Here is a 15555-nt window from a genome sequence, read left to right as displayed (position 1 = left end):
ATTCCCTTTCAATGCAATGGCTAAATTTGACCAAAATTGCATTTGTCGAGTTTAATAGTTTGGATCTAGTCGTTGTTAGAAAAATTATTTATGCCTTGTTGGCTCTTCTGATAAGCACATCAGAATTGTATGCGCAAGATAGCGTCTTGGAGAGGAAGGTGATCCTTTATAAGAAAAAGTATAAAACTAAGGATATACTGGAGTCATTGCTTCCTGAGCAAGGAATTAATGTGGCTTATCATGACAACATTATTCCTTTAAAAAAGGAAATTGAGTTTGGCAAAACAAAGGAGACAGATGTAAATGATATATTGACAAGGATTTGCCACAATGAGGATTTGGACTTTGGTTATTTGAATGGACAACTCATGATCAGGTATTATGATCGGCCCGAAAATGAATATAGATATTCAATAAGTGGTATAGTGGAAGATGCGGCCTCTGGCGAAGCTTTGATAGGGGCAACTGTTTATATCAAAAATATTGAATCCGGATTGGCAACCAATGGTTATGGGTTTTATGCTTTCACCTTACCGAAAGGAAGGTATGAATTGATAGTTTCCTTCATAGGTTATCATCCTATCGGACATACGATTGAGTTAAACAAAGATTTTCAATTCAATTTCAAACTGATCGAGAATTCTGTTCAGTTAGATAATGTAGTCATCGAAGAACAGGAATTATTTGACGTGAAAGCTCAAAATGTTTTGTTAAGTTCTAATAAGCTAGATATGGATATGGCCGGCCAAATACCCTATTTAGCGGAGGTCGATGTTTTTCAAAGTTCCATGCTGTTACCTGGTATTTCGAATGTAGGAGAGGGCGTTTCTGGTGTGAATGTGAGAGGAAGCGCGGCAGATGCTAATCTTATCATGCTGGATGAAGCTGTCATTTATAATTCCAATCACTTCTTCGGATTGGTGTCAGTTTTTAATCCAGATGCGGTCAAAGATGTTGAGATTTTAAAGGGTGATTTGCCAGCAAAGTATGGCGGTAGAACATCTTCGGTTATGCATGTAAGGCAAAGAGAAGGTAATGAGAATGAGTTTCATTTTTCTGGAGGACTGGGACTAATTACAAGTAGAATCTTGTTTGAAGGACCAATATTGAAAGGCGATGCCAATTACCTCTTGTCTGCACGCAGTACATTTTGGGATTTGATTCTAAGAAATTCTAAAAGTCCGACTTTAGCAAATAGTCGAGTAAGTTTTCAGGATATCAATACTAAAGTTAAATTCAACCTAAATAGTAAAAACAAAATATATTTCTCTGGTTACTTTGGTGCAGATGCCAATCAATTCGGAATTGACGCCTTGCAAAAATGGGGAAATAGAGTGCTTTCCTTAAGGTGGAATAAAATACATCGTTCCAAACACTTTATGAATGTCACTTCATATTTTAGTCAATATGAATATCGAGTAATAGAAGAAAGTGAATTGTCAGGTTTTGTTGGTACATCCAGAGTGTCAGATTTGGCAGTAAAGTTTGACATGACTTCTTATTATAGTCCCAAAAATATATTTGAATATGGAGGGGAAATGATTACCCATTTGATGAATCCAGGTGAAAGAGAGCCAGGGCCTGGATCATCCGAGAATTTTGTCAAACTGAATAATGAATTGGGATTAGAACCATCAGTATACCTGTCTAATGAAAGGCATATTGGCGATTTCGCACTATCCCTTGGTGCACGATATTCTGTTTTTTATAATACAGGTAGATCTGATGTTTACATTTATGCAGATGGGGAAGAGAAATCAGTTTTATCGCGAATAGATACTGTGTTTGCTGGACAAAAAGGGGCAAAAACATTTTATCATAATTTTTTACCCAGATTGTCATTGAAGTATCAACTCAACCCCAACATGTCTTTAAAAGTTGGTCACTTTGCATCTGCTCAATACATGCATTTGCTGTCAAATACCTTATCTCCGGCATCTTCAGATTTGTGGCAAATTAGTGGGAGGTACCTGCTGCCCACGACCATGCACCAGACCACAATGGGTCTCTATCAGTATGTAAAAAGGTTTGACATGGACCTTTCTTTAGAGTTTTATTATAGAAAAATCCAAAATGTTGTTGATTATAAAAATGGAGCAGATCTACTTTTTAATGAATCAATTGAAACAGAAATCCTTATTGGAAAGGAAAGAGCATTTGGGATGGAGGTTTTTCTCAAAAAGAAGTTTGGCAAATTGACAGGGTGGATTGGGTATACTTTGTCTAGGTCGGAGAGACAGGTAGATGGAGAATTGAAATCGGAGAAAATTAATAATGGAAATTTTTTCCCTACCAATTATGATAGAACCCATGACGTAGCGGTCACAGGGATTTACCAGCTATCTCCACATTTTTCATTGTCCTCTACTTTTGTTTATTATACAGGGAAACCATTTTCGTTCCCTACTTCTAAATATGAAGTAGATGGCATTCAAGTACCTCATCATCCAAATCGTAATTTGGATCGATTAACTGATTATCACCGCTTAGATATAGCCGCTACACTCAAGCTTAAACAAACAAGAAAGAACGGTAAGGAACGTCGAGCGGAAAGCAGTTGGGTATTTTCCGTATACAATGTGTATGCACGGAGAAATGCTCAAACCTACTATTTTCGTGAAAATGAAGAACAAAAAGGAGTGTCAGTAGTTGAAAAATTATCTGTGCTTGGTACAATGATTCCATCAGTGACCTACAACTTTAGATTTTGAAATTTGTTAGAAACCATATTGTTTTTGCTTTAATAACACTTGTATGCATTTCTTGCATTGATCCAATTGTTCTGAATTTGGATACAGGCGAATCTCATTTAGTGGTTTTTGGTTGGGTGACTAATGAGCCAGTTCCTTATGAAATTAAACTTTCAGTAAGTAACGGATATTCAGATCAGTCGGGCTATCCGGTGGTTTCAGGAGCTGAGGTGTATGTTACGGACCAACTGGGCAATCGTTTTGATTTTACGGAGGTGACTGGTACCGGTAGATACCTGTCTGACCCTAGTGAATTTGTGGGTTCGCCAGGTTCGATATACCAATTGACAGTATTGCACAATCAAAATAGTTATCATTCAATTCCAGAAGAAATGCCAAAATTGAGTGCCGCTGAAGATGCATTTATCAATTTCATTGCTGATCCAGCAGATTTTGAAATTAAACCTGAGGATGAAAATTTCTTTGTTTCGGCCTTTGTAGATGATGACGCTTCGGTAGCAAACTATTACCGATGGAAAGTGTTTGTCAATAATGAATTACGAAATAGTCCAGAAGAATTAGTGCTTTTTGATGATCAATTTACGAATGGTAATAGTTTTAAATATGATGCAGGAAATGTGCTGTTTACTCAAGGTGATGAAGTTTTTTTTCAGCACATGTCATTATCGATTGGAGCATACGGCTATTACAAAAACATTAGAGATCAGATTAGTAATTCTACGCTAAGTCCCAGAGTAATTCCCGGTATTATAGAGGGGAATATGACCAATCAGGATGATCCGGATGAACTAGTTCTGGGGTATTTTGGAGCCTCAGAGATCTCCAATATAAGTGTCAATAACTAGCCTAATCTAATATCAATACCTCATTGACATAATCTAACGCGCTAAATCTCACTCTTAGCTGACTTTTTGCAGATGCTTCTTTAGTGCAGTTGATGTTGTAGCTAAAAAATTTCTGTCCTCTGGTGTAGAGCAAAGTTTTGTCTGGACTTCCTAAATAGGTGATCAATTCTGTTTCACTCATTCCTATAAATTGATCAAACTCGGCTTCCATGTCCATTATTACTTCATTTCTGTATCCCTTGCAAGATTGTGCATCTGCTTTCCAAAGTTCTGGTTCAAAGGAATTGAATGAAATTGTATTGGGTTGGCAGCTTATGATACTCAATGTGAGCAAAAGAAATCCAAAATGAACACTATTCTGATTTTTTGTCATCATCTTATGCAAGCTCCAAAACTGCCGTTCCCATTGACCTGTGAAATTTGATTTTGTTGTGATTTTCATGTCAGATATATTGGATTAAAGTAATATTTTGAATGATTTATTGATAATTTTATAGGAAAATACAAAGGACACCATAAAGTTGTTATTTCAAAATAATTCTATACATTTAAGGTGTGATTTAATAAGTTTATATTAATAATAAGGTAATTGCTTAGATATGGCCGACGATAAACTCAACGAAGGTTCGGAAGAAGAAAACAAATCAAATCAGTCAGACGAGGATTTTGGTTTACCAGATTTAGAGTTTGATGAACTACAAGAATTAGATTTTAATTTGGATGACTCTGCTGAGGAGGAGACCGAAAGTGAAGAAACTACACTTCCCGAACCAGAGGGAATTGATATGAGTGTCCTTGACGATATTGACGTTCCAGAATCATCTGAAGATTCTTCTGGGCTGCAGCCTGGCGATTTAGATCCACCTGAAGGTTCAGTATTGGATGAAGGAATCGAAGAAGTGGAAGATGTTCTTGATAGCGCACAGTTGATCTCTGATCGCCTTGGTGATGATGAAGAGGATCCTTTATCTCCGGATTTTAGTGCTGATATCAACTATGATGACCTTATGGGAGGAGACGATAGTGCCGAAGCTCCTAAAGAAGAGGAAGCAGCCTCTATTGAGGATATTGGATTAGACTTAGGTGGCGATGATTCACAGGATTCTGATGATTTGTTGGCGAACATAGATAGTCCAGACCAATTAGCGGCTTTGGGTATTTTGGATGAAGAAGAGTCATCTGATGAAGCTGAATCACCGGCGAGTGAAACATCTGAGGAAGATTTCAGCACTGAAAGCGCAGGGTCATCACTTTTTGCTGCAGATTCTGCAGAGGAAGAAGGGTCAATCTTTGCTACTGATAGCATGTCCTTTGAGGATGAAAAACCTGAATTTGAAGAAGCGGATACACCTTCACTACCTCCGAATTATAAGCCTTACTCTTATGAGGAGTCGTCTGGAGGATTTGCTAAAGTGATTATAATCGGTGTTTTAATCATATCAATTATTGGTGGTGCGTTTTATTATTTCTCTTTGGATGATGGGCCAAAAGAGGTCGCTAAAAAAGAAGTACCTAAGAAAAGAGTGAAGAAACCAGCAGCGAAAAAGCCAGCTCCAAAGGCGGCTGCAGTAGGTACTGAATCTACTGAAAAAGCAGCAGAGCCAAAGCCAAAACCTGCGGCTACTAAACCTGCTACAGCTAAGCCAAAACCAAAAGTAGCAACTGCTGCGCCTGGTGAAATTGTTAGAGTGACAGAAAGAAGCTCTAGGTCATACGTAATTATCGGTAGTTTTATTGATGAAGATTTGGCTATGGATTATGCTACCAAACTAAGTGGTGAAGGAAGTGGAGTGAAGATTATTCATCCTTACGGAAAGTCTAAAAGATATAGAGTTTCAATTGCAGACTTTTCTAGTTATGGAGATGCTGCCAGCCAATTGAGTGGTTTCAAAGGTCAATATGGAGACGAAGTTTGGGCTTTACAGTACTAATCAGAAAAACGATATTGTACTAAAATCGTGTTAAAAATATAAAAAGGTCATTTTGGCCTTTTTTTTGTTTAAAAGAAGTTATGCAAATACTAAATATAATTTTGGCTTCATTGCCCCAGGAGGTTCCAGTAGATGAAGTCATAGAGCAAGTTTCCGTATTAGATTTATTGTTGAAAGGCGGCTATATGATGGTGCCTATTTTACTCTTGTCTCTTATAGGGATTTATGTTTTTGTAGAGCGACTACTTACTATAAAAGACGCAGCCAAAACACCAGATGTTTTTATGTCTAGTATTAAACAAATGGTGTTGGATGGAAATATTTCAGAGGCACTTACGCTGTGTCGCTCTACCGCAACACCAATTGCTAGAATGATAGAAAAAGGAGTGGCTCGAATTGGAAGCCCCTTGAAAAGTATAGAAGCATCTATTGAAAATGTAGGTAAGATTGAAATATATAAGTTGGAAAAGAATCTGAGTCTATTAGCTACCATTTCGGGAGCTGCTCCGATGATCGGGTTTTTGGGAACTGTTACGGGTATGATTCAGGCGTTTATTTCTATTGCCCAAGAAGAAGGGGCTGTAAGCCCAAAATTACTTTCTAGTGGAATATATGAAGCGATGATTACAACAGCGGCAGGACTGTTCGTTGGGATACTTACGTATTTAGCCTATAATTATTTGGTCACACGAGTAGGCAAGTTGATCCATGGCATGGAGTACACATCCATTGATTTTATTGACCTGTTACAAGAACCTCAGAAAAAATGAATCTAGGATCAAAACATAAAATTGAGACGTCATTTTCCATGTCTTCAATGACGGATGTAATCTTCCTATTATTGATATTTTTCATGTTGACGTCCTCATTTATTACACCATCAGGCTTGCCTGTGAACCTGCCTACAAGCAAAAGCTCCAATATTGTAATGCAAAAGATCAGTGTAACTATTACTCCTGATTTGAAATACTTTGTAAATGATAAGGAGGTTTCTTTAAGTCGTTTAGAACACACGCTCCAAGCAGAGTTGAAAGACAAAGAAGGCGTTGTCGTACTGCATTGTGATAAGTCGGTTCCGGTAGAACATTTGGTCAATGTAGCAAGTATTGCTACCAAACTAGAAGCCAAAATATCTCTCGCCACAAAACCTGATTGAGTTTGAATAGCCAAGAAAAAAGAAATCGAAACATCAGTATTTATGTGTCTTTAGGGATTCATGCTATTCTGTTTGTGATCTTCTTTGTGCTGTTGGCGTGGACTGAACCCGATCCCCCAATTCCAGAATATGGCATTGAATTCAATCTTGGCAACAGTATCGTCAGTGAAAATCAGAGCGAAGAGTCTGTACAGGAAGAAGTGATTGATGAAATTGAGGAGGTGTCAGAAGAAAGTACCGAAGATGCTGATGATACTGAACAGTCTGAACAAACTGCAGTAGTAGAATCTCAAGGAGAAGACACTGAAGTATTAGAAGCGGAAGCTGAGGAGGTAGAGCCTACCACAGAGGATATTAATAGTCCTGATGTGATAGAAGAAACTACAGTTACAGAAGAATCAAAAACTCAAGAGGTAAAGGAATCAGATACGGGTAGTGATGCGAAGACTGTCGAGGCGGTAGAAAAGACTGAGGAAAAGGAAGATAAGAAAAAAGTAGAAGAGCCTAAAATCGATGATCGCGCGATTTTCAAGAAAGTGGACAATGGATCGGGGTCTGGGAATAAAGGTTCTAGTTTAGATTTGGCTGGATGGGATTGGGATTTTAAGCCACAGCCGAATGATAAATCTTCTGAGAATGGTTTAATCGTTTTTCAAATTATCATTGACGAGGAAGGTGAAATTATAGGGATTAAGACATTAGAAAAAACAGTTTCTCCTGTTGTTGAAAAGATGTATAGAGATGCGGTAATGGAATTAACGTTTAGTAAGACATCTGATAACCGATCAGCTGCTGCCACTTCTACAGGAAAAATTATCTTTATTATCCAATCGAATTAACATGATGAATTATCAAGAAGTCTTAGACTTCTTATATACTCAACTGCCCATGTATCAACGTGTGGGTAAAGTAGCTTTCAAAAAAGACCTTACGAATACTTTAGAGTTGGCAAAACGACTGGAAAATCCCCAGAAAAAATTTAAAAGTATTCATGTAGCTGGAACCAATGGCAAAGGATCTACTTCTCACATGATTGCTTCCGTGTTGCAGTCTGCTGGCTATAAAGTTGGGCTATATACTTCTCCACATTTGCGCTCATTTAAAGAACGCATAAGAGTGAATGGCGAAGAAGTGTCAGCGTCTTTCATCACCCACTTCGTTAATGATAATAAGGAATCTATCGAAGAAATTTCTCCTTCTTTTTTTGAGATCACTGTCGTAATGGCATTTGAATACTTTGCTCAAGAGCAGGTGGATTTTGCTGTAATTGAGACTGGGCTAGGTGGGCGATTAGACTCTACGAATATTATTACCCCAGAAGTATCAGTAATTACTTCGATCAGTCTAGATCATCAGGATATGCTCGGGGATACATTAGCTGAAATCGCACGAGAAAAGGCGGGTATTATCAAGGAAGGTATTCCGGTTGTAATAGGTAAATTGCCTGAGGAAGCAGAGTCGGAAATTCGAAATTTTGCCAGGGATAGAAATGCGAGCTTGTCAACACCTATTGAAAGTTCAGAACGCGTAAATTATAAATCTGATCTTTCTCCAGAAGTAGTAGAATTGAATATAGATACGGTAAGAAGGACAATTGATCAATTACGCAATCAACATATAACAATAAGCCAAGAACAGTTTAAACATGGGATTGGACATGTAGTAGCACGAACTGGACTGAAAGGCAGATGGCAAACTATTCGGCACAATCCATTAGTTATTTGTGATGTGGGGCACAATGAAGAAGCAGTAGTGTGGTTGATGGATCGAATAGAAAAGGTTGACTATGGTAAACTACATATCGTTTGGGGTGTGGTTTCGGATAAATCAGTCGAAAAGATATTTCCATTACTTATTAAGGATTGCACGTATTACTTTTGCGCTGCTAAAGTTCCCAGGGCGCTACCTGCTGATGAGTTGTTTGAATTAGGAAACGAATATGGGTTGAAAGGCGATTCTTACAAATCAGTAGAAGAGGCTTACTCAATAGCACTTGAGCGAGCAGGAGCCGGGGACTTAATTTTTATAGGTGGAAGTACCTTTGTAGTGGCTGAAATTAAAGATTTATAAGAAGTGGGTAGAAAAAAGTTAGAGCGATTTCAAGATAATGCGGAGCGTTACAATGTTGTACAAGATGGTAAACCTAATTTTGGACATTTAATAGGAAAATGGAAAGAAGAACATTTTAAGAATGAACAAAATTTGGTAGTTGAACTGGGCTGTGGGAGAGGGGAATACACCGTAGGCCTCGGTGAGAAACAACCTGAATGCAACTTTATCGGAGTCGACATCAAAGGTTCAAGAATATGGGTAGGCAGCTCTTATGCTATTAAAAATAATCTTGAAAATGTGGCTTTTTTAAGAACTCAGATCGAGTTGTTAGATAAGCACTTTGGAGAAAATGAGATTGATGAAATATGGGTGACCTTTCCTGATCCTAGGCCCAAAGATAAAGATGAAAAGAAACGATTGACGGCCCCTCGTTTTATGGAAGTCTACAAAAAACTATTGAAGAATGATGGATGGGTAAAGTTCAAAACCGATAATACGTTCTTATTTGATTATACGTTGGAGCTTATCGAATTTGGTCAGCTCAAAGTAAAAAATCTGGTCCATACACACGATTTGTATCAATCAGAATTTATGGATGAGCATTTTGGGGTTAAAACTAAGTATGAGGAATTGTTCTACAACAAGGGGGAGAGTATAAAATATATGAAATTCCAGTTTGCCTGATTAGCCTAATATTAAGGAGATACTCGGATAAGCCTGCTTCATATTGTTTGTGAAGATTACTTCTGGTCCCAGTTTTACATGTTTGCTAATATTCCTAAATAATGAAACTTTAATTGTGGTATCTTGATAAAGTTGCCCATCAGGATTAAGTAAATAACCAGCTCTAGACGTCCAACCTTTATTTGTTTTCTTATTAAGAGAAGTGAATTCTAAATTCACAAATGTATGGGGGTGCACTCGTTTGTCTCCTGATTCATTGGTTTTAAAATTAAATTGAGAAGACATTCCGATTTTATAAATTTCTCTTCGTTTGGCTGTATATTTTTCGGCGATTTTCAAATCAATTCCAATTTCAGGAACTACACTTCCTGATTGAAAATTAGCCTTCCCAAACACAGATATAAATGGATTCGATAAGCGAGAAACTTCGATGGACTCTTGATCATTCTTATCAAGAAAGAGTATTGTTTTCGACTGTTCTTGATTGACTTTGGGAGTAATAACTGGTTTCTTTATTTCTAGAGTTTGTTCAAGGGGTTTTGTTGTTTTAAGCTGGGTGATATGAATCGCAGGTTTAGGAATTATTTCTGTAGCGCGATGCTGCTTTTTAGGAGCCTTGGAAATGATGTGATCTTCAATGTTAATATCCAGTGGATTCAAATCGAAGACCTCAATATTGGCAGCCACTAGGAGAGAGAATGAAGCTGCCATAGCGATTCCCCAAGTCACCAACCCTTTGTCCATTCTGCCCAATTTTTCAGAAAGCTTTTCCCATGTTCTCGTAGGATCAAAGAATCGTAAGGGGACTTCATCTACAACGGCGACCGCTTTTTTGCTGATTTGATCTGTTTTTGATTCTTGTGAATCAATTGATTTGCCGTTTTTGTGATTTCCATTGACTTTCATAGCGCACCTATTTGTGTTAGTGATTTGGATAGTGAGGCTCTGGCTTTGCTCAATTGAGATTTGGATGTATTCTCACTGATATTGAGCTTTTCACCAATTTCCCTATGAGAGTAACCTTCTATCACATACATATTGAATACAGTTCTGTATCCATTTGGTAATTGCTGAATGACATTTACTATAGTCTCTTCCATCAATTGAGACTCCGCTGTTTCATTGCCTGTAGAGAGATTATGGACTTTTTCTATTTCTACCTGATCCATTTTTCTTTTTCTCAGAAGCATAAGAGATTCATTCACCATGATCCTTTTTATCCATCCTTCCAGGCTTCCTTTTCCACGGTATTCAAATGTGTCTATTTTAGAAAAAACTTTCATAAACCCGTCAATCATGGCGTCTTCAGCTTCCATCTCATCTATCAAATATCTTAGACATGTACGCATCATTTTATTGGCATACTTGTCATACAATGCCTTCTGAGCCAATTCGTCTTTGGCTTTACACAAGTCTGTTAATTGACTGTCGTCCAAAATTTGATTGTGGTTTGAGATGTACTCTTTGTTATTCAATGCTTGTATTTTAATAAAGGTTGCTTTTGCACGAATGCAACTGCAAACTATGCTTTATACAAACATCGCGCCGTTAATAAAGAGTTAAAAGGTGTTAAGATCTGTTAACACTCAAATGAAAGAAAGGGGAGTGTCTTTTTAAAGACGGTTCATGTATAAGAAGACACAGTATGCTACAAATCCTACCAGGTAAAGTGCACCTTCGGCTCTGTCTAATTTGTACTTCTGAAGTGTAAACATGAAAATGAAAAGCATGAATGTTCCAATCATTACAATGTAAAGATCCAGGTTAAGATCCGTGTCAAATGCGATTGGAGCATTAAGGGTAGCAGTAGCTCCTAATACTAACAATAAGTTGAAGATATTTGAGCCGACAATATTGCCTACTGCCAAGTCTGATTTTTTATGGAAAGCAGCAACTGCAGTAGTTGCTAATTCTGGAAGTGAAGTTCCAGCTGCTAAGATGGTTAGACCAATTACTTTCTGGCTGATCTGGAAGTGTTCCGCCACGATAATAGCATTGTCTACGATCACCTGACCTCCAAGCGCTAATCCTGCAATACCGAAGATGATCATGAGTGTGGTTTTTAAACTACCATACATTTCTATCTCATCTATATCTCCGCCTAGGTCTCCTGTACGTTTCATGTTTTGGAATACGTAAACTAAGAAAGCTATGAACATCACTAATAAAATGATTCCATCAACTAAGCTCATGGCATTCTCTTCAGCACCAAATAATAATTCATCATTTACTAATACGAAAAGAACAATGGGTTGCCAATAGAGAATATGGAACCTCTTTCCAGAGTGCATTTTTTTGAACAGTAAGCGGATATATTACTGCGGCTATACCGAGTATCAAAAACATATTGAATATGTTCGATCCGATGATATTCCCGAACACGATATCATCGTTTTCTCCTGAAGACCCTGAAATAATATTCACTACCAACTCAGGAGCAGAAGTACCCATAGCCACTACAGTAAGTCCAATGGCAATGTCAGATACATTATATCTTTTGGCAAGAGAGGAAGCTCCATTCACTAAAAAATCGGCTCCTTTGATAAGCATAACGAAACCGACAATGATGAGCAAAAAGGGCACTACCATATTTGAAGTAATTTATGTTCAGGTGGTAAATTGTTTAGAAATGAAATATAAATATATTCAGAATATTTTCTTCAATTTTTCGATGAATAAACAGGGCTGAATTGACATTCTTATTTATATCCGTATTTCAAGTCAAAAACTCATTATTTCTCTGCAATATATTGAAAACATTTTTTTCATGAATAATAGCAGGTAGTAAAATGAATATTTATCATAAATATCAGAAAATGAGCTGGTTGATCATTATAAATCAAGCTCTTCTTTAATTTTTGATATTTTATCTTTTAGTCCACTTTTTTCATTGTCAAAACTCCTGTCAGAATCAGATTCTGATCTCACACTCATATAGAACTTGATTTTTGGTTCTGTCCCTGATGGACGCATCGAAATTTTTGAGCCATCCCGAGTAATAAATTGCAGTACATTGGAGGATGGAAAATTGATGTCATCTACTTGACCGGAAATTAAATTCTTTGATGTTGAATTTTGATAATCAATGAGCCATTCAATTTCAGAGCCCGCTAATGTACCAGGGGGATTGTTTCTGAATTTATGCATCATCTCTTGAATTTCTTCGGCTCCTGATTTTCCTTTTTTGGTAAGAGAAACTAAATCTTCCTGGTACATACCAAATTGAGAATATACTTCTTCTAGTAGATCGCCCAAAGACTTTCCGTTGTCTTTGGCCCAGGCAGCCATCTCTGCTATCATCGCACATGAGGCGATGGCATCTTTGTCTCGAACAAAATCACCAATTAGATAACCATAGCTTTCTTCACCTCCTCCGATAAAGGTTTTCTTTCCTTCTAGTTCTTTGATAAGCCCGGCAATGTGCTTGAAACCCGTCAGCGTGTCATAACAATCAATATTGAAGTGTGTTGCTATGTCTTTGATTAGTTCTGTAGTGACTACAGTTTTTACTACATACTGATTGCCATCCAGTTTGCCATTCTCTTTCCATTTTAGACAGAGATAGTAGATCAATAGTGCGCCAGTTTGATTTCCATTCAATAATTCAAAATCACCAGTTTCAGTTCTTATAGCAATACCCACACGATCAGCATCAGGATCGGTAGCCATTACCAACTCAGCACCAATTTGTTTGGCTTTCTCCAAAGCTAAAGTCAATGCCTCTTTTTCTTCTGGGTTTGGATAGACCACTGTCGGAAAATTGCCATCTGGTGTAGCTTGCTCCTCTATGATAGTTACATTACTAAATCCAAATTGCTCAAGAGCTTTTGGGACCAACGTAATTCCTGTGCCATGAATGGGTGAGAATACAATAGATAAATCGGATTGATTTTTAATGGCCTCAGGAGATAAGCTTAGTTTGGCCATCTCGGTCAGGTATCGCTCGTCTATATCATGACCTATTGACTCAATTAACTCACTATTTGCCTCAAATTTGATTTGGTCAAAATCTGTAATTTTTCTGACTTCCTCAATGATTTTAGTGTCATGCGGTGCTATGATTTGAGCACCGTCTTCCCAATATACCTTATAGCCATTGTATTCCTTTGGGTTATGAGAAGCTGTTACTACAATACCACTTTTACAACCCAGCTCCCTTATTGCAAATGATAGCTCAGGAGTAGGTCTGAGTTCATCAAATAAGTACACCTTGATGCCATTGGCAGATAAAATGTCCGCAACAATTCGAGCAAAATAGTCGCTATTGTTTCTGCTGTCATGTGCAATAGCTACAGAAGCCACCTCGTTTGGAAACTGAATGTTTATATAATTGGCTAGCCCTTGCGTTGCACTGCCAACTGTGTATTTATTCATTCGGTTGCTTCCAAGGCCCATGATGCCCCTTAGGCCTCCAGTACCGAACTCTAGATCTTTATAAAAGGAGTCAACCAATTCTGTTTCATCGCCACTCGCAACTAGTTTTTTTAGCGCGGTCTTGTCTGCTTCATCAATATTGCTATTTAGCCAGGAATCAATGGTGGTTTTGATATTCTCTTCCATGATATTTAAAATCCAATCGTGTTTTTCACTCGGCCAAGTACGTCATGTGCAATGGCTCTTGCTTTTTCTTCTCCTTCTTGTAAATGTTGTTCGATGGCTTGCTCATTGTTCATGAACTCATCGAATTGTTTTCTCTCTTCAGAGAATTTTTCAAGCATCAACTCAAACAATGCAGTTTTAGCATGTCCATACCCATAGTTGCCTCCTTCATAATTGCTTCGCATCTCTGCTTTTTGCTCCTCAGAAGCAATGGTTTTAAAAATGTTATAAACATTGCAAGTGTCTGGGTTTTTAGGTTCTTCCATGGGCGTGCTGTCAGTGAGGATAGACATCACATTCTTTTTTAGTTTTTTCTCTGGCAAAAATATATCGATGATGTTTCCATATGACTTGCTCATTTTCTGGCCATCCGTGCCAGGGATTGTCATAACTTCATCGTCAATTTTGGCTTCTGGAATTACAAAAACTTCTCCAAATTGATGGTTAAAAGCTTTTGCGATATCACGGGTCATTTCGATGTGCTGTCTTTGGTCTTTACCAACAGGCACGACTTCCGCATCATACATAATGATATCAGCAGCCATGAGAACTGGGTAGTCGAATAAACCGGCATTCACATCCGAGAGGCGTCCTGCTTTATCTTTGAATGAATGCGCATTAGCCAGCATAGGGTAGGGAGTCACGCAATTGAGAAACCAGGTTAACTCACAAACCTCTGGAATTTTAGATTGTCTGTAAAATATTGATTTTGAAGTGTCCAATCCGCAGGCCAGCCAGGCAGCTGCAATAGATTTTACATTTTCTTGTCTTATTTCAGGGTCTTTAATCGTAGTGAAAGAATGCAAATCTGCAATGAAAAGTAGTGATTCCTGTCCCTCCTTTTCAGTCAGTCCGATGGCTGGCATAATAGCGCCAAGTAGGTTGCCTAAATGTGGCCTTCCCGAACTCTGAATTCCTGTTAATACTCTTGCCATAGTTAATTTTTGCGCAAATTAATAAAATTATTTCCCTTTGTTACGTTAAGACATTATTGTTTATTTGCATTGAATATTTCATTATAAATCATGTCAAAAATTAGTAAATCAGCTTTTCTTCTAGTATTTGTTTTTATGTCGACTCAGCTTTTTTCTCAAGAAAAGGGTAAACTCGAATTCATTAACAATGATCATGATTTTGGTGAGATTAAGGAAGATGGAGGGCCTGCGATTTATGAATTTGAATTCAAAAATACGGGAACTGCTCCTCTAATTATAAGCCATGTTCGAGCATCTTGTGGTTGTACTACACCAGGTTGGTCTAAAGAACCTGTCCTGCCAGGAGAAACAGGTTATGTAAAAGCACAATACAACCCTAGAAATCGTCCTGGGAGTTTTAGAAAGTCATTGACAATTACGACTAATGGGGATCCTGCGGTTGTACATGCTTACATCAAAGGGAAAGTGCTGCCGAAAGTAAAGTCTCTCGAAGAACAGATGAGTTTGAAGATAGGTAAAACAAGATTCAAAGGACGGTCTGTGAATATGGGGAGCCTGACTACAGAAAAAACTGTACAAAAATCTTTTGATATCTATAATGATAGTGCGGATACACTTACTTTACTAGAGAAGTATGACGGA

At 37.8% G+C, this 15555-nt stretch carries 16 protein-coding genes; 9 read left to right on the top strand and 7 right to left on the bottom strand.

Annotated elements, in window-relative coordinates; all coding sequences use genetic code 11:
- Positions 1 to 11 precede the first annotated feature (11 nt).
- Together ACOQO5_RS00620 and ACOQO5_RS00615 are read left to right on the top strand one after the other, a co-directional pair.
- A complete protein-coding gene (locus ACOQO5_RS00620; RefSeq protein ID WP_420579736.1) occupies positions 12 to 2711 on the top strand; it encodes a TonB-dependent receptor in 2700 nt (899 codons plus the stop codon).
- Positions 2708 to 3556: a DUF4249 domain-containing protein gene (locus tag ACOQO5_RS00615; RefSeq protein WP_420579735.1), complete on the top strand. Its 849-nt coding sequence runs from the start codon at positions 2708 to 2710 to the stop codon at positions 3554 to 3556. Before ACOQO5_RS00620 ends, ACOQO5_RS00615 begins: the two co-directional genes overlap by 4 nt.
- Before the next feature lies 1 nt (position 3557).
- On the opposite strand, the gene ACOQO5_RS00610 is transcribed toward ACOQO5_RS00615, so the two are convergent.
- Positions 3558 to 3998, bottom strand: coding sequence for a hypothetical protein (locus ACOQO5_RS00610; protein ID WP_420579734.1), 441 nt, complete (start codon positions 3996 to 3998; stop codon positions 3558 to 3560).
- A gap of 157 nt (positions 3999 to 4155) precedes the next feature.
- Here ACOQO5_RS00610 and ACOQO5_RS00605 point away from each other — a divergent pair, with 157 nt between their 5' ends.
- The 6 genes from ACOQO5_RS00605 to trmB all read left to right on the top strand — a co-directional run bounded on the left by ACOQO5_RS00605 (position 4156) and on the right by trmB (position 9379).
- Complete coding sequence (locus ACOQO5_RS00605) at positions 4156 to 5487, top strand: SPOR domain-containing protein (RefSeq protein WP_420579733.1); 1332 nt, start codon at positions 4156 to 4158, stop codon at positions 5485 to 5487.
- Between the two features lie 80 nt (positions 5488 to 5567).
- Complete coding sequence (locus tag ACOQO5_RS00600; RefSeq protein WP_420579732.1) at positions 5568 to 6257, top strand: MotA/TolQ/ExbB proton channel family protein; 690 nt, start codon at positions 5568 to 5570, stop codon at positions 6255 to 6257.
- Positions 6254 to 6643, top strand: a complete 390-nt coding sequence (locus tag ACOQO5_RS00595; protein WP_420579731.1) for an ExbD/TolR family protein — start codon at positions 6254 to 6256, stop codon at positions 6641 to 6643. Before ACOQO5_RS00600 ends, ACOQO5_RS00595 begins: the two co-directional genes overlap by 4 nt.
- Positions 6644 to 6645: 2 nt before the next feature.
- Complete coding sequence (locus ACOQO5_RS00590) at positions 6646 to 7482, top strand: hypothetical protein (protein ID WP_420579730.1); 837 nt, start codon at positions 6646 to 6648, stop codon at positions 7480 to 7482.
- Between the two features lies 1 nt (position 7483).
- Positions 7484 to 8713 (top strand): bifunctional folylpolyglutamate synthase/dihydrofolate synthase, encoded by a 1230-nt coding sequence (locus ACOQO5_RS00585; RefSeq protein ID WP_420579729.1) that lies wholly within the window; start codon positions 7484 to 7486, stop codon positions 8711 to 8713.
- A gap of 3 nt (positions 8714 to 8716) precedes the next feature.
- On the top strand, positions 8717 to 9379 hold the full coding sequence (gene trmB / locus ACOQO5_RS00580) for a tRNA (guanosine(46)-N7)-methyltransferase TrmB (protein ID WP_420579728.1): 663 nt from the start codon (positions 8717 to 8719) through the stop codon (positions 9377 to 9379).
- Here trmB and ACOQO5_RS00575 read toward each other — a convergent pair whose 3' ends face one another.
- From ACOQO5_RS00575 to trpS, 6 genes are all read right to left on the bottom strand, one after another.
- Positions 9380 to 10285, bottom strand: a complete 906-nt coding sequence (locus tag ACOQO5_RS00575) for a hypothetical protein (protein ID WP_420579727.1) — start codon at positions 10283 to 10285, stop codon at positions 9380 to 9382. It abuts the gene before it with no gap.
- Positions 10282 to 10854 carry an RNA polymerase sigma factor gene (locus ACOQO5_RS00570; RefSeq protein ID WP_420579726.1) on the bottom strand — a complete coding sequence of 191 codons (573 nt, stop codon included), beginning with the start codon at positions 10852 to 10854 and terminating at the stop codon, positions 10282 to 10284. Before ACOQO5_RS00570 ends, ACOQO5_RS00575 begins: the two co-directional genes overlap by 4 nt.
- 138 nt (positions 10855 to 10992) lie before the next feature.
- Positions 10993 to 11670: a sodium:calcium antiporter gene (locus ACOQO5_RS00565; RefSeq protein WP_420579725.1), complete on the bottom strand. Its 678-nt coding sequence runs from the start codon at positions 11668 to 11670 to the stop codon at positions 10993 to 10995.
- Complete coding sequence (locus ACOQO5_RS00560) at positions 11603 to 11968, bottom strand: sodium:calcium antiporter (RefSeq protein WP_420579724.1); 366 nt, start codon at positions 11966 to 11968, stop codon at positions 11603 to 11605. Before ACOQO5_RS00560 ends, ACOQO5_RS00565 begins: the two co-directional genes overlap by 68 nt.
- Positions 11969 to 12211: 243 nt before the next feature.
- Positions 12212 to 13939: a phospho-sugar mutase gene (locus ACOQO5_RS00555; protein WP_420579723.1), complete on the bottom strand. Its 1728-nt coding sequence runs from the start codon at positions 13937 to 13939 to the stop codon at positions 12212 to 12214.
- A gap of 5 nt (positions 13940 to 13944) precedes the next feature.
- A complete protein-coding gene (gene trpS / locus ACOQO5_RS00550; RefSeq protein WP_420579722.1) occupies positions 13945 to 14913 on the bottom strand; it encodes a tryptophan--tRNA ligase in 969 nt (322 codons plus the stop codon).
- A 90-nt stretch (positions 14914 to 15003) separates the two neighbouring features.
- Here trpS and ACOQO5_RS00545 point away from each other — a divergent pair.
- Positions 15004 to 15555: DUF1573 domain-containing protein (locus ACOQO5_RS00545; RefSeq protein WP_420579721.1), on the top strand; the 552-nt coding region annotated here is incomplete at its 3' end.

Source organism: Reichenbachiella sp., from assembly GCF_965223055.1.
GTDB lineage: Bacteria > Bacteroidota > Bacteroidia > Cytophagales > Cyclobacteriaceae > Reichenbachiella.
Note: the sequence above shows the minus strand (reverse complement) of the source record. Positions and strands in the feature narration are given on the sequence as shown.